This is a genomic window from Allopontixanthobacter sediminis (assembly GCF_009828115.1).
Lineage (GTDB): Bacteria > Pseudomonadota > Alphaproteobacteria > Sphingomonadales > Sphingomonadaceae > Allopontixanthobacter > Allopontixanthobacter sediminis.
Window position 1 is genome coordinate 733,917 of sequence record NZ_WTYL01000002.1, and the last position, 22,192, is coordinate 756,108.

The following is a 22,192-nucleotide window of genomic DNA, read 5'->3' on the forward strand; positions in this document are numbered from 1 at the left end:
TGCGACCGGGCCATGACGCTTGCCCACCCACATTTCCCGCTGCCGCAGCCAGAATGGGACGGTGAAGCCCGCCCGGCCCCGGTAGTGGGCGTGATCTACAACCGGCACAGCCATCACAACCTGCAACGCCGCCACCCGGCGGAGGCCGCGGCGGAGCTTCCGGTGCAGCAAGGCGGCAATCCGGCGAATGTTATCATAGCCGAACCGGCCGGACACGGCGACCTGCCGGGCATCCTGGCCGATTTCAAGCACCGCGGGATCGAACTGCTGGTGATGAACGGTGGTGACGGGACGGTTCGCGATGTCCTGACCAGCGGGTTACCGGTATGGGGCGACGACTGGCCCGCGCTCGCTGTGTTGCCGCGGGGCAAGACCAACGCTTTGAATGTCGATCTGGGCGCTCCGGCGGACTGGGCATTGGCAGGGGTAGTTGCCGCGTTCGAACATGGCCGGCGCGTCCATCGGCGCGGTATCGTGATGACCCCGCTCCCCGCAGACGGCGGTGAGCAAGCGCCGGCACCGATGATGGGGTTCATCCTGGGCGCGGGCGCGTTCAAGACCGGGATCAAGGCGGGGCAGGACGCACACCGGCTTGGCGCTTTCAACAGCCTCGCGGTGGCGGTCACGGCCGCATGGGGCGTGGCTCAGGCGTTGCTCGGCAGTGCGCGCAACCGCTGGCGGCGCGGAACCGGGATGGAGCTTCTGCTCGGGCCAGGCCGCAAACCGATGCCGCATAGCGGCTTTGGCGATCCCGCGCGTCGCTGGATTCTGATCGCTTCTACCCTTGGGCGGTTACCGCTCGGCATGAAATTGTTCGGCCCCCATCAGGAAGGGTTACGGATCGCGGTAATGGACACGGCGCGCCGCCGGTTGCTGGCGATGTTACCGGCGGTTGTGGCCGGCAGGAGCCCTGACTGGGTAACCCGCGCGGGCGTCCATTTCGCGAAGGCCGACGAGTTCGAATTGACGCTGGACGACGGGTTTATCCTCGACGGCGAAATCTTCCCTGCAGGCCGGTACCACGTGACAGAGGGACCGGAACTGCGCTTCGTCGTGCCTTGAGCGGCGATCTCCCCGAATTGGCGACCGGTGCGGCTTTAACGGGCCGGATCGAGGCCGCGCTGGACGCGCCGGTCGAACCGGTCGTAGCGCAGTTTGCGGCGCAGCTCGCGCAGGAAGCGGGGGCGGCGGCGGTGCTGTTCTATGGCTCGAACCTTCGTACCGGTGAGCTCGACGGGGTGCTCGATTTCTACCTGTTGATGCCGGGGCCGCAGCAGGACCGCATCTGGCCGCGCGTCAGCTATCACGAACGCGAATGCGGCAGCCATGATCTCAGGGCGAAAGTCGCGAAGATGTCGCTGTCCACTTTCGCGCAGGCCGCAGCGGGCACCCGGCGCGATACCACCATCTGGGCGCGGTTCGTGCAGCCAAGCGCGCTGGTGTGGCAGGCGGACGAGGCAATTCGCCGGGACGTAGTCGCGGCGGTCGCCGCCGCCGCCTGCACTGCAGGGCGACTGGCGGCCGCCCTGGGGCCCGCCAGCGGCACGGCGGAAGAATATTGGCGGGCGCTGTTTCGCGCGACCTACAAGGCCGAACTGCGGGTCGAGAAGCCTGGCCGGGAGGGTTCGATACTCTCAGTCAACCGTGATCATTTCGCCGGGCTTCTACCGCTCGCCCTGTCGGCACAGGATATCGCCTATGACCGGGACGGTACAAGCCTGACGCCGCGTCTGGACCCGGCACAGCGCAAGAAAATCCTCCGCTGGTGGTCGGCGCGGCGGCGATTGGGCAAGCCGCTCAACTTGCTGCGACTGGTCAAGGCAACGACCACTTTCGAGGGCGCGGCCCGTTATGGCGCATGGAAGCTGGAACGCCATACCGGCATTTCGGTCGAATTGACCCCATGGCGGGAGAAGCATCCGCTGCTGGCGGCGCCTAGCGTCCTGTTCAGCCTGTGGCGGAAGCGACGAGCCTAGAAGTACTTCATCGTGACGCTGATCGAGGTCACGCCGCTGCCGGCGTTGAAGGCGGTCTTCTGGTAGCTGGGTTTGCCGAGATTGAAGATGTTGATGCTGGGGTTGTTCGACATGGCCCCGCCATCTTCGCGGATATCGGTCTTGCCGTTGCCATTCACATCGTGGCGCACCGCTATCCCATAGGTCCCGCTGGACGGAACAGGGACGCAGAAAACCATTGTTCCGCTTTTCGCCGGTGCTTCGACCCGGGCGAGCCAGCGGCCCTTTTCCAGCCAGTCAGCCTTGGTGCCGTTGTAGCTTTGCACGCGAATCTTGCCGCTGGACTGCTTGATGCCGTTGACCGTCACCTTGACGGCGGGGCCTGCGCCCGGCGCGCATTTCGCCAGATTGTTGCCCAGCACCTGGTTGTATTGCGCGGCGGCGGACACGGACATGGCCAGGCCGCCCGCGGCTAGAGAGAACGCAGCAATTTTCACGGCGGAAACAGATCTCGTCATTCGTTATCCCTGTTCTATCATGGGTGTCAGCCTATCGCCCTGATTGATATGGACCGACAGCGCCTGGGGATGGGCTCGCAGCGTGATTGCCGGCCGGTTGCCCCCTTACATATGGCGCCCCAACTGCCATCCGGACCATGAATTACCCCTGAATTGCCGCATTGCTCCGCGTTCATCCAGCGATATGTCCGGGTCGGCTGATGTCCCGGAGCGGGAATAACGCGGGGGCCGGTGTGGAAAAGCACCGCACGGGCGCTTGCGGCGCGGTAAGGTCACCCCTAACCGGATACCGAACCACACTTGCGCGGTTTACCTGAAAGAAGCGTTCAACCATGGCCCAGCCGCTGATTTCACCCTCGATCCTGTCCGCCGATTTTGCGAAGTTGGGGGAAGAAGTGCGCAGCATCGACGCGGCCGGTGCGGACTGGATCCATATCGACGTGATGGACGGCCATTACGTCCCCAACATCACCATCGGGCCTGACGTGATCAAGGCCGTGCGACCTCATACACAGAAGCCGTTCGACGTGCATCTGATGATTAGCCCGGTCGATGCCTATCTCGAAGCCTTCGCCGATGCGGGCGCGGACATCATCACCGTTCATCCCGAGGCTGGTCCGCACATCCACCGCACGGTGCAAGCGATCAAGGGACTGGGGAAACTCGCGGGTATTTCGCTCAATCCGGGCACGCCGGCCAAGATGCTCGATTATCTGATCGACGACATCGACCTCGTGCTGGTGATGAGCGTCAACCCCGGTTTCGGTGGGCAGAGCTTCATTCACCGCCAGCTTGGCAAGATCGAGGCGGTGCGCAAAATGATCGACAAGACCGGCCGCGACATCCGGCTGGAAGTCGACGGCGGAGTAAATACAGAAACGGCCCGGCTGTGCGTGGAGGCCGGGGCAGATGTACTGGTCGCCGGATCGGCCACTTTCAAGGGCGGACCCGATCGTTATGCCGCCAACATTGCGGCACTGCGCGGACCCGGCGGGGAGCACGCCTGATGGTTAATGCGGTGGCAGAGGATCGGACACGGGATCAAGCGGCCGCAGGGGATGGCAGTGCGATGCCGCTGGGAAAGGATCCCGGCGAAAGCCTGGTCACGGTGTTCGAGGAAAACGGTGCGGCAGGCTCGGTGCTCGAACCCGGCAAGTCGCTGGTCCTGACGGATTTCTCTCCGCCTGCCATCAGCGCCGGGGAACGTCTGATCCGGCTTGCCTACCGGCTTGGCGTACCGTCCTCCACCCTGACCTCGCCGTTCACCAAGCCAGCGCGCACCCGGATGCTGGCCACGGTCAAATGTCCGCTGGAGGGCGACCGTGCCGCGGGCGTGGCGCTGCGGATGGGGCATTTCCTGGTTCACGGGGTCAAGGCACCGATCGGCCAACTGGATTTTTCGCCGCAAGCCCGGCTGACCGCGCCGTTCGAGCGCGTGGTGCACGGTTTTTCCTGGCTCGGCGACCTTGCCGCCAGTGCCCCGCGTGAGGAATGCGTGCCGACCGCGGAACGAGTGCTGGCGGCTTGGCTGGCGGCGAATGGTCCCGCGAAGAAGGCTCCCGGCACCGGCCTCGGGAAAGGGCCGGCGTGGAATGTCGAATATGCCGGGCACCGGCTCCTCAACTGGCTGGTCTATGCCCCGCTGATCCTGTCCGGCCAGAACGAGCGGGTCCGCGCCGAAGCGCTTGATGCAATTACGCAGACTGCCCGCTGGCTCGACCGGAACGTTACCCGCGGCGACGATGTGCTCGGCGAAGTCGCCGGGTGGTGCGCGATCACCGCGGCGGGCCTGCTGCTGCCCGAAGGCAAGCCGCGCCGCCTGTTTGGCGAGGCCGGATTGATCCGCGCGCTGGGCGAACTCGTTGCGGACGATGGCGGCGTGCTGTCCCGCAGTCCGCTTGCGCAGATGGACGCGATCGAATTGCTGGTGAAGCTGACGGCCTGCTACCGGGCGGCGGGGCGCGATACGCCTGCCGCGCTCGATGCCATGCTGGTGCTGCTGGTCCCGCCGCTGCTGGCGTTGATGCACGGCGATGGCGGGCTTGGCAGCTGGCAGGGTGCAGGCGCCGTGCGGGCCGACCGCGTGGCCGCGCTGATCGAGGCGAGCGGGGTGCGCACCCGCCCGCTCAAGGACATTCGCCAATGGGGCTACCAGCGCCTGACCGGCGGCAAGACGATCCTGCAGTTCGACGCCGCACCGCCGCCGCGCGCGCGCCATGCACGGTCCGGATGTGCCTCCACCCTGGCGTTCGAACTGTCATGCGAAGGCCGCCGGATAATAGTCAATTGCGGCGGCGCCAGCTTCGCCGGGGGGCAGACCCCGATCCGGATCGAACAGGGGCTCCGCGCCACTGCCGCCCATTCCACACTGGCGCTCGACAACGTCAATTCCACGGCGGTGATGATCAACGGCAAGCTCGGCAAGGGGGTCGAGGAAGTCGAGGTCAACCGGCGCATGCTGGAACTGGACAGCGGCAAAGCTTCTCGGATCGAGGCGAGCCACGACGGCTATGCCGCGCGTTTCGGGTTGGTGCATCGGCGCATCCTTATCCTGCGTGACGACGGCAGCGAACTGCGCGGCGAGGACCTCCTCGTCCCCTCTGGCAAGGGCAAGCGCGGCAAGATCGAATTTGCGATCCGGTTCCATATCGGGCCGGGCATCGAACTGGGCCTGTCGGATGACCGCAAGGGCGCCGGACTGGCCCTGCCCGACGGTACCTACTGGCAGTTCCGCCTAGGCAACACTTCGGCCGGCGGCGAACTGGATATCGAAGAAAGCATGTGGGTCGACGGGCAGGGGCGGCCGCAGCCGATCCAGCAACTGGTCCTGCAAGGACTGACGTCTCGCAGCGGAGGAACTTTCTCCTGGCTGCTCAAGAAAATGGGATAGTTTCGAGTGGATAAGGTAACGATCAGGCGGGCGCTGCTGTCAGTGTCCGACAAGAGCGGATTGGCCGAGCTGGGCAAGGCGCTGGATGCGCTGGGTGTGGAGCTGGTGTCCACCGGCGGTACCGCCGCGGCGCTGCGCGATGCGGGCCTGACCGTGCATGACGTGGCGGACCTGACCGGATTTCCCGAGATGATGGACGGCCGCGTCAAGACGCTGCACCCGATGGTGCACGGCGGACTGCTGGCCGTGCGGGACAATCCCGAACACGCCGCCGCGATGGAGCAGCACGGCATAGGCGCGATCGACCTGGTGGTGGTCAACCTGTACCCGTTCGAAGCGACCGTGGCGAAGGGTGCCGATCGGGACGAGGTGATCGAAAACATCGATATCGGCGGACCCAGCATGGTCCGGTCCGCAGCGAAGAATCACCAGTTCGTGACCATAGTCACCGACCCGTCCGACTATCCGGCCCTGCTGGAAGAATTGGATCAATCCGGCGGGACGACCTCGACCGACTTCCGCAAGGCGATGGCCGCCAAGGCATTCGCGGCGACGGCAGCATACGATTCGATGATCAGCCAATGGTTCGCTTTCGCCGACCAGGGACAGAAATTCCCGCCGATGGTCAGCATGACCCGCAAACTGGTCGGCACGCTTCGCTATGGCGAAAATCCGCATCAGGATGCGGCGCTGTACCTGCCGGCTGGCCCGCACACGCAGGGTCTGCCGCAAGCCGAGCAGATCCAGGGCAAGGAACTCAGCTACAACAATTACAACGACGCCAACGCCGCGTTCGAACTGGTTGCGGAATTCCGCGATGCGGCCCCTGCGGTGGTAATCGTCAAGCACGCCAACCCCTGCGGCGTGGCCCAGCGCCCGAACTTGCTCGAAGCGTGGAACGAGGCGCTGCAATGCGACAGCGTGTCGGCCTTTGGCGGGATCGTTGCCTGCAATGTCCCGCTGGACGGACCCACTGCGGAAGCGATCTGCCAGATTTTCACCGAGGTCGTCGTCGCGCCGGGTGCGGACGATGCCGCGCGCGAAGTGTTCGCAAAAAAGAAGAACCTGCGCCTCCTGATAACCGGCGACCTGCCGGATCCCCGCCGTCCGGGCCAGACGCTGGCGATCATCGCTGGCGGCATCCTGGTGCAGGACCGCGACAATGGCGCGATCGGCCCGGATGACCTCAGGATCGTCACCGAGCGTGCGCCGACCGAGCAGGAACTTAAGGACTGCATGTTCGCGTGGACCGTGGCCCGTCACGTCAAATCCAACGCCATCGTCTATGCGAAGGACGGCGTGACCGCCGGTATTGGCGCAGGCCAGATGAACCGCCGCGACAGTTCGCGCATTGCCGCGCTGAAAGCGTCCGAAGCCGCGGGCACCCATGGCTGGGACCGTCCTCGTACGGTCGGCAGCGCAGTGGCCTCGGACGCGTTTTTTCCTTTCGCCGATGGATTGCTGGCAGCGGCGGAAGCGGGCGCTACGGCGGTGATCCAGCCTGGCGGATCGATGCGCGACCAGGAAATCATCGACGCCGCCAACGAGGCGGGATTGGCGATGATTTTCACCGGAATGCGCCACTTCCGCCACTGATTGGCGTACCGCTCTACCGCGAAAACAAGACAATTCGTCGTGCTTGCTGAAACCTTTCAGGTCAATTCAGCGAAGTGTAAGTAGCGGGTTCGTAATCTGGACCTCTATTGGAACGAAGTTTTTGAGAAAAGAGCCGTCATGTCTTTATTGAAATCGGATCTTGTGCGCAATTTTACCATCGGCTTTTTGCTGGGCGCTTTGGCGGTCAGTTTCCAGGTCGCGCCGGACATGTGGCTTGATGCTGCTCCGGATGCAGTTGCGCAGGTCCTGCGATGAAAAGCAGATTAGTCGCCCTCACCCCGCTGTTGGCCGCTTTCGGCCTGGCGGCGTCCGGTTGCAGCCAGTCCGCCTCCGCTGCGGAGGATGTGGTTGCCGCGCCCGCCGCTGCGCGCACCGCCAAGGAAGGTAGCGGGCTTAAAACCGCGATCTTCGCCGGTGGTTGCTTCTGGGGCATCGAAGGCGTTTTCAGCCATGTAAAGGGCGTAAAGAGCGCGGTTTCCGGCTATCACGGTGGCAACGCGGCTACCGCATCTTACAAGCAGATCGGCACCGGTGTTACCGAACATGCAGAAGCGGTTCGGGTGGTCTACGACCCCGCCGTGGTGCGGTATGACGAGTTGCTGCGGATATTTTTCTCGGTGGGTGCAGATCCGACACTGCGCAATCGGCAGGGCCCCGATGTCGGGCCGCAATACCGCGCGGCTCTCGTCCCGATGAGCAAGGAACAGCGCGCCGTCGCGGCCGCGTATCTCGCGCAGATGAAGAAATCCGGCAAATGGGACAAGCCGATAGTGACCGGCATCGAAAGCTACCGGAAATTCTACAAGGCGGAGAGCGAGCACCAGGATTTCCTCGCTGAAAATCCGCGCCATCCGTATATCGTGCGCTGGGATATGCCCAAGGTACGCGCGCTGAAGGCGATATACCCGGGTCAATACAGCGCCAGCTTCCAGCGGAACTAAGCCTGACCGCCTTCGCGGTTGGTAATTTTCCGGCGGCGTCGCTATATGCCGCCCATGGCCAAACATCACCATGATCATAGCGAACACGCCGGCGAAACGCTGGTCGAAGCCGCGCGGACCGCGCTGACGGGGGCTGGCGAACAGTGGACCGGAATGCGGTCCGACGTGTTCGAGGAACTGGCCCGGCACGAACGCCCGGCCTCGGCGTACGACATCGCCGAAAACCTGTCGAAAACGCGGGGCAAGCGGGTCGCGCCCAACAGCGTGTACCGGATTCTCGACCTGTTCGTGAGCAACAACCTCGCCATGCGGGTCGAAAGCGCGAACGCCTATCTCGCGAACAGCCATCCGGGCTGCACCCACGACTGCATCTTCCTGGTCTGCGACGAATGCGGCGAAGCGACGCATGTGGATAATGACGACATTTCGAAGGCCGTGCGCGGCGTCGCGCAAGGGGCCGACTTCAAGCCCGAACGTCCGATCATCGAGATTCGCGGGCTCTGCGCCGGTTGTCGCTAGGCAAGGCGGCAGCGACACCCTCCTGACGGAGGTGTTTTCGTTCATCGACAGGCACTAATTCGCGGTGTAGGCTGGTCCCCATGAATTCTCGACCCGATACTCCGCTTCTCGACACCGTCGATGTCCCCGCCGATCTGCGCAAGCTCGAACAAGGCCAGTTGCGCCAACTGGCGGATGAACTTCGCGCCGAAATGATTTCCACCGTGGGCAGCACCGGCGGCCACCTCGGCTCCGGCCTCGGCGTGGTGGAACTGACTACGGCGATCCATTACGTTTTCAACACGCCCACAGACCGGCTGATCTGGGATGTCGGCCACCAGGCCTATCCGCACAAGATCCTGACCGGGCGGCGCGACCGGATCCGTACCCTGCGGCAGGGCGGCGGGTTGAGCGGGTTCACCAAGCGAAGCGAAAGCGAATACGATCCGTTCGGCGCAGCGCACAGCTCGACTTCGATTTCGGCCGGCCTCGGGTTTGCCGTGGCCAACAAGCTGGCGGGCACGCCGGGCAAGGCGATTGCAGTCATTGGCGACGGCGCAATGAGCGCGGGCATGGCCTATGAGGCGATGAACAACGCCGAACAGGCCGGCAACCGGCTGGTGGTGATCCTCAACGATAACGATATGTCGATCGCGCCGCCGGTCGGCGGGCTGAGCGCCTATCTCGCGCGGATGGTGTCGAGCAGCGAATATCTCGGCCTCCGCAGCCTCGCATCGAAGGTCGCCCGCAAGTTTTCCCGCCGGGTGCATTCCGGGTTGGAGCGGGCCGAAGTCTACACCCGCGGGATGGTCACCGGCGGCACCTTGTTCGAGGAATTGGGGTTCTATTACGTCGGTCCGATCGACGGGCATAATCTCGACCATTTGATCCCGGTGCTGGAAAATGTCCGAGACAGCGAACAGGGCCCGATCCTGATCCATGTCGTCACCAAGAAGGGTAAAGGCTACGGCCCGGCCGAAGAAAGCGCCGACAAATATCACGGCGTCGCCAAATTCGACGTCGTCAGCGGCAAGCAGGACAAGGGCCCGGGCGGCGGCCCGCCCGCCTACCAGAACGTATTCGGCGAAACGCTGGCTAAACTGGCGGACACCGATCCGCTGATCTGCGCGATCACCGCCGCGATGCCGTCCGGCACCGGGGTCGATAAATTCGCCAAGGCGCATCCGGACAAGGCGTTCGATGTCGGCATTGCCGAGCAGCACGGCGTCACCTTCGCCGCAGGCCTCGCGGCGCAGGGAATGCGCCCGTTCTGCGCAATCTATTCGACCTTCCTGCAGCGCGCTTTCGACCAGGTGGTGCATGACGTGGCGATCCAAAATCTGCCGGTCCGCTTCGCCATCGACCGGGCCGGGCTGGTCGGCGCGGACGGAGCGACCCATGCCGGGAGTTTCGACATCACCTATCTTGCGACCTTGCCCAATTTCGTGGTCATGGCCGCTGCCGACGAGGCGGAACTGGTCCACATGACCTACACCGCCGCTTGCCACGACAGCGGCCCAATCGCTTTCCGCTATCCGCGCGGCGCTGGTGTCGGTGTGCCAATGCCCGAAACCCCGCAGCGTCTCGAAATTGGCAAGGGCCGGATTGTCCGCCAAGGCAGCAAGATCGCGCTCCTGTCGCTCGGCACACGCCTGGCAGAAGCGCTCAAGGCAGCCGACCAGCTGGAAGCCAAGGGCCTTAGCACGACCGTAGCCGACCTGCGCTTCGCAAAGCCGCTCGACAGTGAGATGATCGAGAAACTGATCCGCACGCATGAAGTGGTGGTGACTGTGGAAGAAGGCAGCATCGGCGGCCTCGGCGCGCATGTGCTGACCTTGGCAAGCGATCTCGGTCTGACCGACGCGGGCCTCAAGATCCGCACCTTGCGCCTGCCGGACATCTTCCAGGACCATGACGCGCCAGAGAAGCAGTATGACGAAGCAGGTCTCAACGCTCCGAATATCGTCGATACCGTGTTGAAGGCGCTGCGGCACAATTCCGCAGGTGTGGAAGAGGCCCGGGCCTGAAGCAAAGCTGTCAGGCTAGATCCAGCGCCATAGTCCTGCGGGAAGTCCGCCAGCCGGGGTATGCAGCCAGGTGAGGAGCAGCCACAAGGCTAGCCCTGCCATCCAAAGCGCCGGTTTGACTTGCAGCAGGCGGGACCAGCGCGGCCAGTAATTGGTGCGGCTTTCCCATTGGCGCCACGCATCCCCCATCAGCGTTTCCTTCTTGCGGTCCTGCATCCTGGCACCGACCAGCGCGAGCATGATCACGGAGGACATCACCACCAGCGTGCGCGACGTCGGGGCGGCGATAAGGTGTCCAATTGCGGCAAGGGAAAAGCCCCACATCATCGGGTGCCGGGTAATAAGAAACACGCCCGCCGGTTCCTTCCGTGCGGCATCCTCCGCCCCCGGGGCGGGCAGAGCAGGATTTCCGGCAAAAGACCCGGCGAGCAGGACCATTCCCAGCAAGGTGAACAGGCTTCCGGCGACCCAACTGACATCATCAAATCCGGCCCACAGCGGCAGGGCAGGGGCATCCACAGCCTTGAATGCAAAATACATCCAGACGATCGCGGCAATGCTGATCAGACTGTACGCACCCTGGAAACCTGTCGGGCCGAGCACGCGAACCATCGGCGCGCGCAGCGGGTGCGACATGGCGAAATGGCTGCCTACGAAGAAAGCCGAAGCGGCGATTAGCGAAACAAGCGCGGCATCCATGGGCAATCTCCCGAAGCGGACTGCAACATTGGTAGCAGATTAAAACCTAACTGCAAATAACATGCTTGCGCCGGGTGCACGGTCTTACCAGTCGTATGCCTTGGGCAGATCGCTTTCGTCCAGGTCGCGGTAGCGTTCGCGCAGGCGGGTCTGGTGGTTATCGACCGGTTGTTCGACCCCGTCGATGAACACGCGTAGCGGGGCAGACGACAATTCCAGTGGATCGCCGTCCCAGATCACCACGTCACCGGCCGCGCCTGCGGTCAGCGATCCGAGCTTGCCGTCCATTCCGCTGATCGAGGCCGGGACTGAAGTTATTGCGGCCAGCGCCTGTCCCCATGTGAGGCCCGCAGCGCGCGGGACTCGGCTAAGGGCGACCAGGTTTCCGGCATATTGTGTGGCGTTACGCGGCTGTTCAGTGCCTGTCATGCCGCCGATGGCCACTTTAACACCGGCGGCGACCATCCGGCCCACGTTGCTCTGTGTCGCTGCCAGCTGCTCGAATTTCGCCGGAAGATCATCCAGCGCTTCGGCGATCACCGGCACGTTGGCTGCCGCCAGTGCATCCGCGACCATCCAGCCTTCGCTGGCCCCGATCAGGACCATGTCGAGCTTCGGGAATTCGCTGCGCATGGCCAGCACGGCGCGGATGTCAGCTGCGCGCTCGACATAGATATACAGCTTCTGTTCGCCGCGGATTACTGGCACAAGCGCCGCCACGTCGGCCCGGGTCAGCAAGGCGGCCTCGCCTTCCCAGGTGCCGGACGCGAACTCGCTGGCTTCACGCAAGGCGTTGCGCAGGGCGACATTGGTCGCCACCCGGCTGCCACCAGCGAGGCGCGCTCCGCCTTCGCCGAGGATTACCATCTGGAATGCGCGCGGCATTGTCACCGCGTTAGGATCCGCACCGAGATCGATGATTGCTCCCTGTCCTGCGAAAATCGAATCGCCGGGTGAGGGTGTGATGCTTGCACGCGTGACGCCGCCTGCGCGGCTGACGCCGATGTCCTGCGCCGCCGGATTGATCGAGGTCGAAACGTCGAGCGCGATATTGAACGGCGAATCGCTCGCCCGCGTATCGTTGCTTTCATCGACCCCGCCGACGTCGACGAGGCCGATATCGGTAATCGCCGCGAAGATGCCAGGCGTGACCCACGCGCCTTCGGCATCCAGCACGGTGCCGGTGCGGGTAGCAGACCCTGCGGCTGGTCCGGCGGACACCACCTTGCCGCCGCGAATTTCGACCACCCCGTTATCGATCGGCTCGGAACCGTCACCGATGGCGAGCTTGGCGTTCACGATGGTGAAATCCTGCGCTCTGGCGGGAAGGGTGTAACCCGCGAGCGCGGCGGTCAGGGCGAGCAGCGGAAGTTTGACGAGACGGTTCATTTCACGTCTCCTTCACCGGGCTGGCCAAGCTCGAAATCGCTGACCGGCCGGCGCTTCGGATCGTCATAATCGTACATCAGCGCCCCATCGATCCAGACTTTCTCGGGCCGCGAATAGACGCTGAGCGGATCCCCGTTCCACAGCACCACATCGGCCATCTTGCCCGCTTCGAGGCTGCCGGTCATCGAATCGATGCCCATGGCCTTCGCTGCGTTCAGGGTAAGCCACGAGACCACTTCGGCGTCGGGAATTTCTATGCCCATCCGGCGGCCTGCAGCCTGCGCCTTGGCCGCTTCCTGGTTCAGGCGCTGAATACCGTTTTCGTCGTCGGAATGGATCACCACGCAGGCACCGGCCTTCTGCAGCAGCGCGGCATTTTCGGGAATGCCGTCATAGCTTTCCATCTTAAAGCCGTACCAGTCGGCCCAGATCGCGGAACAGACGCCGTTTTCCTTCAGCAGGTCGCCGATCTTGTAGCTTTCAACCGCGTGGTGGAACGCGCTGACCGTGTACCCGAATTCCTTGGCCATATCCATGACCAGTGCCATTTCGTCCGCGCGGTAGCAGTGGTTGTGGATTAGGATGTCGCCGTCCAACACGCCCGCCAGCGTTTCTTTCGCGAGGTCGCGCTTTTTGCGGTCGCCGTCGGCATATTCCTTCGCATCGAGCCACATCTGGCGGTTAACCGCGAAATTGCCCATCCGGGTCGAAGGCATCCGGCCGCGGCCGCCGTAAACGCGCTTGGGATTTTCCCCGCACGCCATCTTCATGCCGTAAGGCGCGCCGGGAAATTTCATACCCTGCACCGTGCGGGATGGGACGTTCTTCAAGGTAACCGTGCGGCCGCCCGTCAGGTTTGCACTGCCGGGCAGGATCTGCAGCGAAGTGATGCCGCCGTTAGCCAGCGCGCGGCTGAAGCCGGGGTCTTGCGGCCAGACGGAATGTTCCGCCCAGACTTCGGGCGTGGTCGGGCTGGTGGCTTCGTTGCCGTCCGAATGCGCGTCAACCGACGGGGTGGGGTAGTTGCCCAGGTGGCTATGGATGTCGATCACCCCCGGAGTGACGAATTTTCCGGCACCGTCGATCCGCGTGTAGCCAGCGGGAATCGCCAGGTCCGGCCCGCCCACGGCCACCACCTTGCCGCCCGAAAACAGGACTGTACCGCTGTCGATACGGCCGCCGGTGCCGTCATAGACCGTCGCACCGACCAGCGCGGTCGGCGCGCCGGGATAGGCTTCGTATGTCGACGGATACGGTGCATCCGCCGAACCGGACGCGTCCGCCGAGTTGACGCCGTCCGCGCCTCCGGTGGTTGAACAGGCCGCGAGCGCCATTGCGCACCCTACCACTGCAAAGGCACGAAAGCGCATTCGGTTGGTCTCCATACTTATACCGGTTTGGTGGTCGGGTGCATACCGGCGGCCTGGGGTTCGCCAGCTTCCGCCTGGCCTTCCAGATCGTCGCCGACATTGTCGTCCTGAAGGGTGTCGAGATGCATCAGCTTCTTGATCAGCGGACTTATAACCATCACCCCGATGCCAACACCCACTGCAGTCCAGCCAACCGTCGAGTACACGTCGATCACCACAGCCTTGCCCGATGCCTCGCCAACACCTTCCGCGCCGGTAGCGGCGGCGATCAGGCCAGCCGCGAAGTTACCCGTGGCAGAAGCGAAGAACCATACGCCCATGATCAGCGACGCGAGGTGAGACGGAGCGAGCCGGTTCATCGCCGACAGTCCGACCGGGCTCAGGCAAAGCTCGCCCGTGGTGTGCAAGAGATAGATCAGGAAGATGAACAACACCGGCACAGGGACATCGAGTCCGACCGAACGCGCGCCCCACACTAGGACTAGGAAGCCAAGGCCGACCTGGATTACGCCGAGGCCGAACTTGAGAGGGGTCGAGGGTTCAATCCCCTTGCGGCCCATCACCGTCCACAAGGTAGCAAAAATCGGTGCCAGCAGGATGATGTAGATCGCGTTGATCGACTGGAAAACCGATGCAGGCACTCCGCCGCGGTCGACGTGCCGGTCGGTGAAGAGGTTCAGCGAGGATCCGGCCTGTTCGAACAAAGCCCAGAAAATGATCGAGGTGATGATCAGGAACATCGCCGCGAAAATCCGGTCCCGGTCATGGAACGTCTTGGAAATCATCTGCTGTGCCATGACCGCGATCATGATCACCAGCCCGACAATTGGTACGATGGTGAGAGCGGGGTCGAATGCTACCACGACCAACATGCCGAGGACGGTGACTGTCGCGCCGACAATGAACAAATTGACCGGCATTTGCGGAGAAGCGCGATAGGAACCGTAAGCCAGCCGGAAGGTGGCGATATAGAGCACGTAGGAAACCAGCGCCGCCCCGAACGTGCCGAGCAGGCCGCCGACGACTGACTGATATTGCACCAGGACCCAGCACAGCGCGACGAGCAGCAACCCGACGCCGTAAATGCTCCATTCGGTGCTCTTGCCGAGGGGCTGGCTTGGCTCGCCGCGTCCAAGGAGCAGTGGCCTGCCCCAGATGAACACCACCAGGCCAGCTAGCATGCCGATCCCGGCAAGCCCGAAGCCGTAACCCCAACCATAGGTCTCGCCGATGTAACCACACAGCAGCGAACCCAGCGCCGCGCCGAGATTGATGCCCATGTAGAAAATCGTGTACGCACCGTCGCGGCGCACGTCGGTACGGGGATAAAGTTGGCCCACGATGACCGAAATATTCGCCTTCAGGAAACCCGATCCGACGATGATCAGGGCGAGCGCCAGCCAGAAGACATAGATTACCGGATTGTCCGTATTGCCGGCGCGCGGCGCACCTTCGAACGCCATGAAGAAGTGACCCAGCGTCAGCAGCACGGCGCCGAATAGCACCGCCTTTCGCTGTCCGAGATAGCGATCCGCCAAGTACCCGCCGACCACAGGCGTAATATACACCAGGGCGGTGTAAGCGCCGTAAATAACGCCCGATTCCTCGTCCGAGAAAAGCCAGTGCTTGGTGAGGTAGAAAATCAGAAGCGCACGCATGCCGTAATAGGAGAAGCGTTCCCACATCTCGGCGAAAAAGAGGATGAAAAGCCCCTTTGGATGGCCGAGGATAGTGCCGGCGGCATCCCCGTTTTCGGCATATTTCGTCGCCATTGCGCTGGTATTCCCTCTGATCTGGACCCTGAAGGCCGCGTCTTGCTGCGCGGCTTGGAAACCGTGCACACTAACGCCTGTTTTCGGCATGTGAAGCGTTAGTTTCAGCTGAAACTGCCGTTTTCCAAAGGTTTTGTTTCGCTGCGGTCACCGCTGCGCGGTCTTGACGCGCCGCGCTGTATTATGGCACTGATGCACCCAGCAAGGAATTCCGATGCCCCAACAGTCCCGCCCGGTCTATCTCAAGCTGCGTGACCTCATCGCAGCAGCCATCATCGAAGGCAAATACCCCGAAGGTGAAATGCTGCCGTCCGTGCGTGCCTTCGCCGCCGCACAAGGGGCAAATCCGCTGACCGTGGCCAAGGCCTACCAGCAATTCCAGACCGACGGCCTGGTCGAAGTGCAGCGCGGAGTTGGAATGTATGTCGTTCCCGGCGCGGCGGCCAAGCTGCGGCGGGCCGAACGCGAACATTTCATCGCCTCCGAATGGCCGGAAATCGAAGCCCGCATGCAGCGTCTCGGTATCGACCCGGCGGACCTGATCGAAACCGAATCGGCCTGAGCCCGGCGGCCACTATCCTCTCTATTGTGCGAAACCGTACAATCTGTCACTTTGACGTCCGCCAGAAAATTAACTAGCGCCATTTTCAGGGGCGTTGCAAATAATGATCCGCCGCGATTTGCCCGGAAATGCCGGGTGCGTCGGACGAGGGGAAAGATATGATCAGATCGGAACTGCTGCAGGCGCTGGCCAAGGACAATCCTGAATTGCATAACGATGAAATCGAGCAGGTGGTCGACATCTTCTTCGAGGAAATCGCCCAGCGCCTGGCCGAAGGCGGCCGGGTCGAACTGCGCGGCTTTGGCGCTTTTTCGACACGTGAACGCGATGCGCGCAAGGGCCGCAATCCCCGTACCGGGGAACCGGTCGACGTTCCTGGGAAACGGGTGCCTTATTTCAAGCCTGGCAAGGAAATGCGCCAGCGGCTCAACGCGGAATAAGGTCCGGGCGCTGCATCCAAAGCTCACGCGAGCCGATTCCCGAGCCTTGCGGCAAGGGGCTGCGCGTCCCTTTGATGCCCGATGTATTGGCAGGGCCGCAATCCCGCGTTAGTGGCAGCGTTGTGCTGCCCCCGTGACCGGGGATGGGCGGGTGTGGCGGAATGGTAGACGCCGGGGACTTAAAATCCCCTGATCCTTGATCGTGCTGGTTCGAGTCCAGTCACCCGCACCACATCCGGATTGACCCGAAGATAGCGTCCATCCTGCTCCGGTCTATCGGGTTCCAGCCGCGGCGATTTGTGACGCCGTCCTGCATCTAATCGCGGTCTGGCGCGCCAAGCGGGAAATAGTGCCGGAACCGCCGCGCCTCATCGACCGCGCGGGCGAAGGACGGACGTTGAAGCAAGCGCGCCCGGTAGGCGGCGAGGGCTGCGTAATGTTCGGGGATGCGATGCGTCCAGTCGGCATAGAACAGCGAAGGTGCTGCCGCGCAATCGGCCAGCGAGAAGCTGTCGCCTACCGCCCACGTCCTGCCTTGCATGCGTTGGTCCAGCCAGGCGTAGCTTGTTTCCAGCATCTTGCGGGCTTCTTCCACCCCGTAAGGATCCTTGCTGTCCGGCGGACGCAGCGCATCGACGACGAACTTTCCCTGGGGCGTCATCACGTAATTGTCGAAGAACCGGTCGAGCATCCGCACCTCGGCAGCCTCAGCGGGATCCTCGGGAATGAGCGTCACGGGTCCAGGGTGCCTTACATGCAGGTGCTCGATGATCGCCGTCGCTTCGAAAATGACCCGCCCATCGTCAAGCAGCGTCGGGAATTTTTTCATCGGCCATAGCGAGGCTAGCGTATCGCCCACGCCCTCGTCTTCCAGCATTCGATAGCGGAACGGAATGTCGTTCTCGTAAAAGGCGATCAGTGCCTTCTGGCAATAGGAGGAGAACGGGTGGGCGAACAATTCCATCGTCATGCGAACTCCCTCGTCGTCCGACCTTGAACCATCACAGTCAGATTGTCGACGTGCCTTGCCGCTCCCAGGGCAACCGCCGAGTGCCGCTACCTTCGTCTACTTTGGAACTGCACGAAGGAGCGGAGTATAGCAGACGTAAAATTACAATCACTGGGCGAAGTGTCAGGCTAGATATAGCGGACAGGGGGAATTCGCATCATGGAAGCCAAGCCGTTCAACCCGTTCGTCGCCGCGATCTGGCGCCGGCTTGCGGAAACCATGTTTGCCCCGCCCGATGACATGGCGATCAGCCCCCGCGAGGTGGTTGATAACCTCCAGCGCATGTTTGCCAACATCGTGGGCAGCACCCCGCGCAACACCGGGCTATCGGTTGTCGCAGCGTGGGTCGTACTGGGCGGGCCGGTGTGGCATTTCGGCCCGCGCGGGTTTCGCATCTGGCGCATCGAGCGGCGCCTGAAAAACAGCCGGATCGATATCTTCCAGGACATGGCCCGTATTCGCGGCATCGTTTATGCCGGCTATTATGGCCACTGGCTGGATGCGGACGAGGCCGATCCCGGCCACGCTTCCGAGGAAGATGCCAACCGCGCGAACCCGGTTTTCACCTCCATCGGATATACACTGCCACGCCACCGCACCCGCGCGGGCACGCCGGACGATCCGATGATCGAAGAATTCAGCGGCAACGACCTGCCGGATACCGTGTTCATCAGCGAAGATGCGATCCCGGACAGCGTCGAGGTGGTCGTTATCGGTTCGGGTGCGGGCGGCGCGGTGGCAGCGTCCAACCTGGCTGATCAGGGCTATGACGTGCTGGTGGTCGAGGCTGGCCCCTATCTGCCGAGCACCCGGATAACCCCCCACGAGGCGCGCATGTCATCCAGCCTGTTCAAGGATGGTGCGATCCAGACCACTCGCAACCGCGATATCATCGTATTCCAAGGGCGCACCGTGGGCGGGTCGACCGTCATCAACAACGGCATCTGCCTGCGGCTCGAGCGCGAGGGTGAAACCCATCCCGACGCCAATGTTGTGCTGGCAACCTGGCAGGCGTTGGGCGCGGGCATCGCGTCCGAGGTGCTCGAGACATCCTACGCGCGGGTCGAAGCGCGGCTGGGCGTCCACGAGATCGACCGGCGGCTGGGGCGCAGCAATGGTACGCGGCTGCTGAGCGGCTGGGAAGCCTACCGCGCCACCTCGAACGATCCGCTGGATCAGCGCGCGATTTCCGGCTGGTTCCGCAAGAACTGGGGCGCGAAGACCCAGGACAATCGCTGCGTCTCCTGCGGTTACTGCAACACCGGTTGCCCCTATGGCCGCAAGCGCGCGATGCCGGAAAGCTTCCTGCGGCACGCGACGCTGATCGCGCCGCGCAAAGCCCGGATCCTGCCCCAGGCGGAAATTTCGCACATCGGCTGGGGCGCGCCCACCCTCGATGGCCGGCAGGTGGCGACATCGGTGCAGGTCGTACTGCCCGATGGCCGGGCCAAGACGATCCGCGTGACCAAGGGCGTGGTGGTTGCCGCGGGCACAATCGCGTCCAGCAATATCCTGTCTTCCAGCGGCATCGGGGGAACCGGCAAGGGCATATCCCTCAACATCGCCTGCCCTGTCCCCGCGCTGATGCCTGATCCGGTGCTGGCGTGGGACGAGGACCAGATGGCAACGTACATCGATCGTGGCGACTTCCTGATCGAGAGCCATTTCCAGCCGCCGATGAGCATGGGCACGCTGGTGCCGGGCTGGTTTGACGAACATTTCCGCCGGATGCGTAATTATAACCGGCTGGCATCGGCCGGGGCCCTGTTTCCCGCTGACCGGCTGGGCGAAATCAAGGGCGGCAAGCTGGGATTCACTCTGCAGGAAAGCGATCTTGCGGTACTGCGCCGGGCGTTGTCGGTGATGACCAGGGTGCATTTTGCCGGTGGCGCGCTGGAGGTGTATCCGGCGCTGCTGCACGGCGAAACATTGAGCGCCGGGATGAGTGATATAGACATCGACGATTTCTATCGGAACAACATCAGCGAGCCCGACGATGTCGTGCTATCCTCGAGCCACCCCCACGGCGGCAACGCGATCAACGCCGACCCGGACAAGGGTGTCGTCGATCTGGACCAGCGGGTCCACGGTACCGCCAACGTGCTGGTCACCGATGCCAGCGTGATGCCCAGCTGCATCCGCGTCAACGCGCAGTTGACCACCATGGCCATGGCCGACCGGGTTACCTTCGGTCGGCGTGTGTTTGACTAGCGGGGCCCGCGCTCTAGCAATCCGGCAGGGCGGCCGTCTGGCGCAGGGCTTCCCCGAGTGCCAGTGCAGCCGTCATTGCCAGGTTCATCGATCGCACCTCGGGCCGCATCGGGATACGCACGCGGGCATCGCATGCATCGGCTATTTCTGGCGGCACGCCAGCGCTTTCCTTTCCGAAAAGCAGCACATCGTCCGGCAGGAATTGAAAATCATAGGCCGATTGTTTTCCCTTGGTCGTGAACAATATCAGCCGCCTGGGCGCCGTGGCCGTCCTGAAAGCATCGAATGTAGGATGATGGGAAATCTCGACATGGTCGATATAGTCCATGGCAGTCCGCCGGACCCGCCGATCGTCCCATTCGAACCCCATCGGTTCGATCAAGTCAACCGCTGCGCCCATGCATGCACCGAGCCGCAGGATGGCCCCGACATTTCCGGCGATCTCGGGCTCGTATAAGGCAATCCGCATTTTGGTTAGATGGCATAGCGAGCGCCGCGAGAAAACCTGCGACGCAGGTTGCGGGGCCAAATGACCTCACAACAGCTACAGGTCTAATCAATGCCGGAAGTGATTAGGCCGAGGCCATCGGCTCCATATCCTGGCGCGCGAGTGCAGCCTTTACCCCGTCGTCCGCTTCCATGCGGCTGCGATGGGCGGCAAGCGCAGGATAGTCATCGAGCGATAACGGCGTCTGATCGAGCCACCGCACCAGCACATAAAGGAATGCGTCGGCGAAGCTCTTTTGCCCCAGATACCAGTCACCGCCGGAAGCCGAGAGGTTTTCCTCCAACCGCTCGTAATGGCCGCGCAGTGTGCCGTAAGTGGCCTGCTTTACTTCCTGTTGCGCGCTTTCGCTCCTCGCGAATTTCTGCGCTGCGAAGTGGGGGCCATAAGCTCCATGAACTTCCGTCGTCATGTACGATAACGCCTCCGCTTCGCGCCGGCCAAGCTTGCTGTCGCGGGCGTAATTTTCACCGCCGTGCTCTGCGCCAAGCCAGGCGAGGATCGCGGAAAGCTCCGTCAGCACATCGCCATCGGGAAAGCGCACCGCGGGCACCTTTCCTTTAGGATTGATCGCCAGATAGGCATCCTTCTTGTGGTCACCGTAGGCCAAGTTTTCGACTGCGACCGGCGCGTCGATCCAGGCGACGGCGATATTCGCGGCGAGCGAGCAGGTTCCAGGCATGGTGTAGAGGGTCGTCTGGTTGTTGGACATACTGGGTCTCCTTTGCCGTACCTACGCGCGAAGACCACTTAGGGTCCGCTTTGAGCTGTCTTCACTTGCCCGAGCAAGCCCGGTTCCGCACCGATCCCTGCGGTCTAGCCATGGACACGGGGCGGCATCGAGGCGGTGACCCCGGACAACAATGGATCGCAACTTCGACAAAGGCGTTGGTCTCCCGAGAGGAGAGTCCGGTGGTACCGTCAATCGAAACGCATACAGAGGGTGCTGGCCGAAAACTCCTGCTGGTTCATGGGCTTGGGGGCAGCTGGAAGTCCTGGTCCCCTGTTCTCCCGTTCGTGGCCGCGCAGAGAGAAGTGATCATGATCGACTTGCCCGGGCATGGCGCATCTCCCGTTCGCGCCGACAGCGGCACCTTTGCTGGGTTGGCGGACAGTCTGGAGGCCTACATCCGGGAGAACAATCTGGAATCCGCCGATGTTGCTGGCTTTTCGCTCGGCGGTCGGTTGGTCCTGGAAATGGCGAGACGAGGCTGTGCGGGGAATATCGTGGCGTTGGATCCCGGCGGTTTCTGGCAGGGTTGGGAGCGAACCTATTTCAGATGGACGCTCGGTGCTTCGGTCAGGCTTTTGCGTTTGCTGAAGGGCCAGCTTGGCGCGTTGAGCCGTTCGCCAGTGACCCGCACCGCCTTGCTCGCGCAACTCTCGGCGCGGCCCTGGGCATTGTCTGGCGAAATGGTCGAGAGGGAACTTCGGTCGTTTGCGGAAACGCCGACTGTGCCCGCGTTGATCAAGGATCTGGCCCGCGGCCCCGCACAGCAGGGACCCGGTTCGCCAGCCTCTGGAAACGTCACCATCGCTTGGGGCAGGAAAGATCGCTTGTGCCCGCCCCGTCAGGCCGCCCGTGCGCAAGCTGCCTTCCCGGATGCCGCGTTTCACTGGTTCGAAGAAAGCGGCCATTATTCGATCTGGGATTGCCCGCAGGAAGCGGCTGAATTGGTTCTCCGATCGACTGGTAGCGAACAGCGCTGAGCAGCGGCCGATTAAATTATCCGGGCAACTGGCAAGTCACGTCAGCACCGAACGACACCTCCGTCATGATTTTCAAGAG

The 22,192-nt window shown here is 63.0% G+C and carries 21 protein-coding genes and 1 tRNA gene; 14 read left to right on the top strand and 8 right to left on the bottom strand.

The genetic code is table 11. From position 1 onward, the window contains the following. The first annotated feature begins 12 nt into the window (after nucleotides 1–12). Nucleotides 13–1,062, top strand: coding sequence for a diacylglycerol/lipid kinase family protein (locus GRI65_RS09210; RefSeq protein ID WP_160756210.1), 1,050 nt, complete (start codon nucleotides 13–15; stop codon nucleotides 1,060–1,062). Next, entirely contained in the window at nucleotides 1,059–1,976 is a 918-nt protein-coding gene (locus tag GRI65_RS09215; protein ID WP_232844022.1) for a hypothetical protein, read from the top strand. The genes GRI65_RS09210 and GRI65_RS09215 overlap by 4 nt, the downstream gene beginning before the upstream one ends. Here GRI65_RS09215 and GRI65_RS09220 read toward each other — a convergent pair. Continuing rightward, nucleotides 1,973–2,473: a DUF2141 domain-containing protein gene (locus GRI65_RS09220; RefSeq protein ID WP_160756211.1), complete on the bottom strand. Its 501-nt coding sequence runs from the start codon at nucleotides 2,471–2,473 to the stop codon at nucleotides 1,973–1,975. The genes GRI65_RS09215 and GRI65_RS09220 overlap by 4 nt on opposite strands. 332 nt (nucleotides 2,474–2,805) lie before the next feature. Between GRI65_RS09220 and rpe the strand changes: the two genes are divergently transcribed. The 7 genes from rpe to dxs all read left to right on the top strand — a co-directional run bounded on the left by rpe (nucleotide 2,806) and on the right by dxs (nucleotide 10,446). After that, entirely contained in the window at nucleotides 2,806–3,480 is a 675-nt protein-coding gene (gene rpe / locus GRI65_RS09225) for a ribulose-phosphate 3-epimerase (protein ID WP_160756212.1), read from the top strand. 62 nt (nucleotides 3,481–3,542) lie between these two features. Then, on the top strand, nucleotides 3,543–5,363 hold the full coding sequence (locus tag GRI65_RS09230; RefSeq protein WP_232844023.1) for a heparinase II/III family protein: 1,821 nt from the start codon (nucleotides 3,543–3,545) through the stop codon (nucleotides 5,361–5,363). Between the two features lie 6 nt (nucleotides 5,364–5,369). Then, entirely contained in the window at nucleotides 5,370–6,959 is a 1,590-nt protein-coding gene (gene purH, locus GRI65_RS09235) for a bifunctional phosphoribosylaminoimidazolecarboxamide formyltransferase/IMP cyclohydrolase (protein WP_160756214.1), read from the top strand. Between the two features lie 138 nt (nucleotides 6,960–7,097). Further along, the gene (locus GRI65_RS09240) at nucleotides 7,098–7,235 is read left to right on the top strand and encodes a hypothetical protein (RefSeq protein ID WP_160756215.1); all 138 of its coding nucleotides are present in this window, start codon (nucleotides 7,098–7,100) and stop codon (nucleotides 7,233–7,235) included. Next, nucleotides 7,232–7,921: a peptide-methionine (S)-S-oxide reductase MsrA gene (gene msrA / locus GRI65_RS09245; RefSeq protein ID WP_160756216.1), complete on the top strand. Its 690-nt coding sequence runs from the start codon at nucleotides 7,232–7,234 to the stop codon at nucleotides 7,919–7,921. Before GRI65_RS09240 ends, msrA begins: the two co-directional genes overlap by 4 nt. Before the next feature lie 54 nt (nucleotides 7,922–7,975). Then, nucleotides 7,976–8,440 (top strand): Fur family transcriptional regulator, encoded by a 465-nt coding sequence (locus GRI65_RS09250; RefSeq protein WP_160756217.1) that lies wholly within the window; start codon nucleotides 7,976–7,978, stop codon nucleotides 8,438–8,440. 80 nt (nucleotides 8,441–8,520) lie between these two features. After that, entirely contained in the window at nucleotides 8,521–10,446 is a 1,926-nt protein-coding gene (gene dxs / locus GRI65_RS09255) for a 1-deoxy-D-xylulose-5-phosphate synthase (protein ID WP_160756218.1), read from the top strand. A gap of 15 nt (nucleotides 10,447–10,461) precedes the next feature. Here dxs and GRI65_RS09260 read toward each other — a convergent pair whose 3' ends face one another. The 4 genes from GRI65_RS09260 to GRI65_RS09275 form a co-directional block, all read right to left on the bottom strand. Next, entirely contained in the window at nucleotides 10,462–11,145 is a 684-nt protein-coding gene (locus tag GRI65_RS09260) for an NnrU family protein (RefSeq protein ID WP_160756219.1), read from the bottom strand. A gap of 84 nt (nucleotides 11,146–11,229) precedes the next feature. Further along, complete coding sequence (locus GRI65_RS09265; protein ID WP_160756220.1) at nucleotides 11,230–12,534, bottom strand: amidohydrolase family protein; 1,305 nt, start codon at nucleotides 12,532–12,534, stop codon at nucleotides 11,230–11,232. Continuing rightward, a complete protein-coding gene (locus GRI65_RS09270; RefSeq protein ID WP_160756221.1) occupies nucleotides 12,531–13,904 on the bottom strand; it encodes an amidohydrolase in 1,374 nt (457 codons plus the stop codon). Before GRI65_RS09270 ends, GRI65_RS09265 begins: the two co-directional genes overlap by 4 nt. Nucleotides 13,905–13,921: 17 nt before the next feature. After that, a complete protein-coding gene (locus tag GRI65_RS09275) occupies nucleotides 13,922–15,676 on the bottom strand; it encodes a peptide MFS transporter (RefSeq protein WP_160756222.1) in 1,755 nt (584 codons plus the stop codon). 214 nt (nucleotides 15,677–15,890) lie between these two features. On the opposite strand from GRI65_RS09275, the gene GRI65_RS09280 reads away from it, so the two are divergent. The 3 genes from GRI65_RS09280 to GRI65_RS09290 all read left to right on the top strand — a co-directional run bounded on the left by GRI65_RS09280 (nucleotide 15,891) and on the right by GRI65_RS09290 (nucleotide 16,910). Further along, nucleotides 15,891–16,238 (top strand): GntR family transcriptional regulator, encoded by a 348-nt coding sequence (locus tag GRI65_RS09280; RefSeq protein ID WP_160756223.1) that lies wholly within the window; start codon nucleotides 15,891–15,893, stop codon nucleotides 16,236–16,238. Nucleotides 16,239–16,396: 158 nt separating this feature from the next. Continuing rightward, nucleotides 16,397–16,678 carry an integration host factor subunit beta gene (locus GRI65_RS09285; RefSeq protein WP_160756224.1) on the top strand — a complete coding sequence of 94 codons (282 nt, stop codon included), beginning with the start codon at nucleotides 16,397–16,399 and terminating at the stop codon, nucleotides 16,676–16,678. A gap of 147 nt (nucleotides 16,679–16,825) precedes the next feature. Next, a tRNA-Leu gene (locus tag GRI65_RS09290) sits at nucleotides 16,826–16,910 on the top strand. An 84-nt stretch (nucleotides 16,911–16,994) separates the two neighbouring features. Here GRI65_RS09290 and GRI65_RS09295 read toward each other — a convergent pair. After that, the gene (locus tag GRI65_RS09295; protein ID WP_160756225.1) at nucleotides 16,995–17,648 is read right to left on the bottom strand and encodes a glutathione S-transferase family protein; all 654 of its coding nucleotides are present in this window, start codon (nucleotides 17,646–17,648) and stop codon (nucleotides 16,995–16,997) included. 198 nt (nucleotides 17,649–17,846) lie between these two features. Here GRI65_RS09295 and GRI65_RS09300 point away from each other — a divergent pair, with 198 nt between their 5' ends. Beyond that, on the top strand, nucleotides 17,847–19,898 hold the full coding sequence (locus tag GRI65_RS09300) for a GMC family oxidoreductase N-terminal domain-containing protein (RefSeq protein ID WP_160756226.1): 2,052 nt from the start codon (nucleotides 17,847–17,849) through the stop codon (nucleotides 19,896–19,898). 13 nt (nucleotides 19,899–19,911) lie between these two features. On the opposite strand, the gene GRI65_RS09305 is transcribed toward GRI65_RS09300, so the two are convergent. Both GRI65_RS09305 and GRI65_RS09310 read right to left on the bottom strand, forming a co-directional pair. Further along, nucleotides 19,912–20,367 carry a tRNA (cytidine(34)-2'-O)-methyltransferase gene (locus GRI65_RS09305; protein WP_160756227.1) on the bottom strand — a complete coding sequence of 152 codons (456 nt, stop codon included), beginning with the start codon at nucleotides 20,365–20,367 and terminating at the stop codon, nucleotides 19,912–19,914. A 103-nt stretch (nucleotides 20,368–20,470) separates the two neighbouring features. Next, nucleotides 20,471–21,115, bottom strand: a complete 645-nt coding sequence (locus tag GRI65_RS09310) for a glutathione S-transferase family protein (protein WP_160756228.1) — start codon at nucleotides 21,113–21,115, stop codon at nucleotides 20,471–20,473. 200 nt (nucleotides 21,116–21,315) lie between these two features. Between GRI65_RS09310 and GRI65_RS09315 the strand changes: the two genes are divergently transcribed. Beyond that, a complete protein-coding gene (locus GRI65_RS09315) occupies nucleotides 21,316–22,113 on the top strand; it encodes an alpha/beta fold hydrolase (RefSeq protein WP_332872628.1) in 798 nt (265 codons plus the stop codon). Nucleotides 22,114–22,192 lie beyond the last annotated feature (79 nt).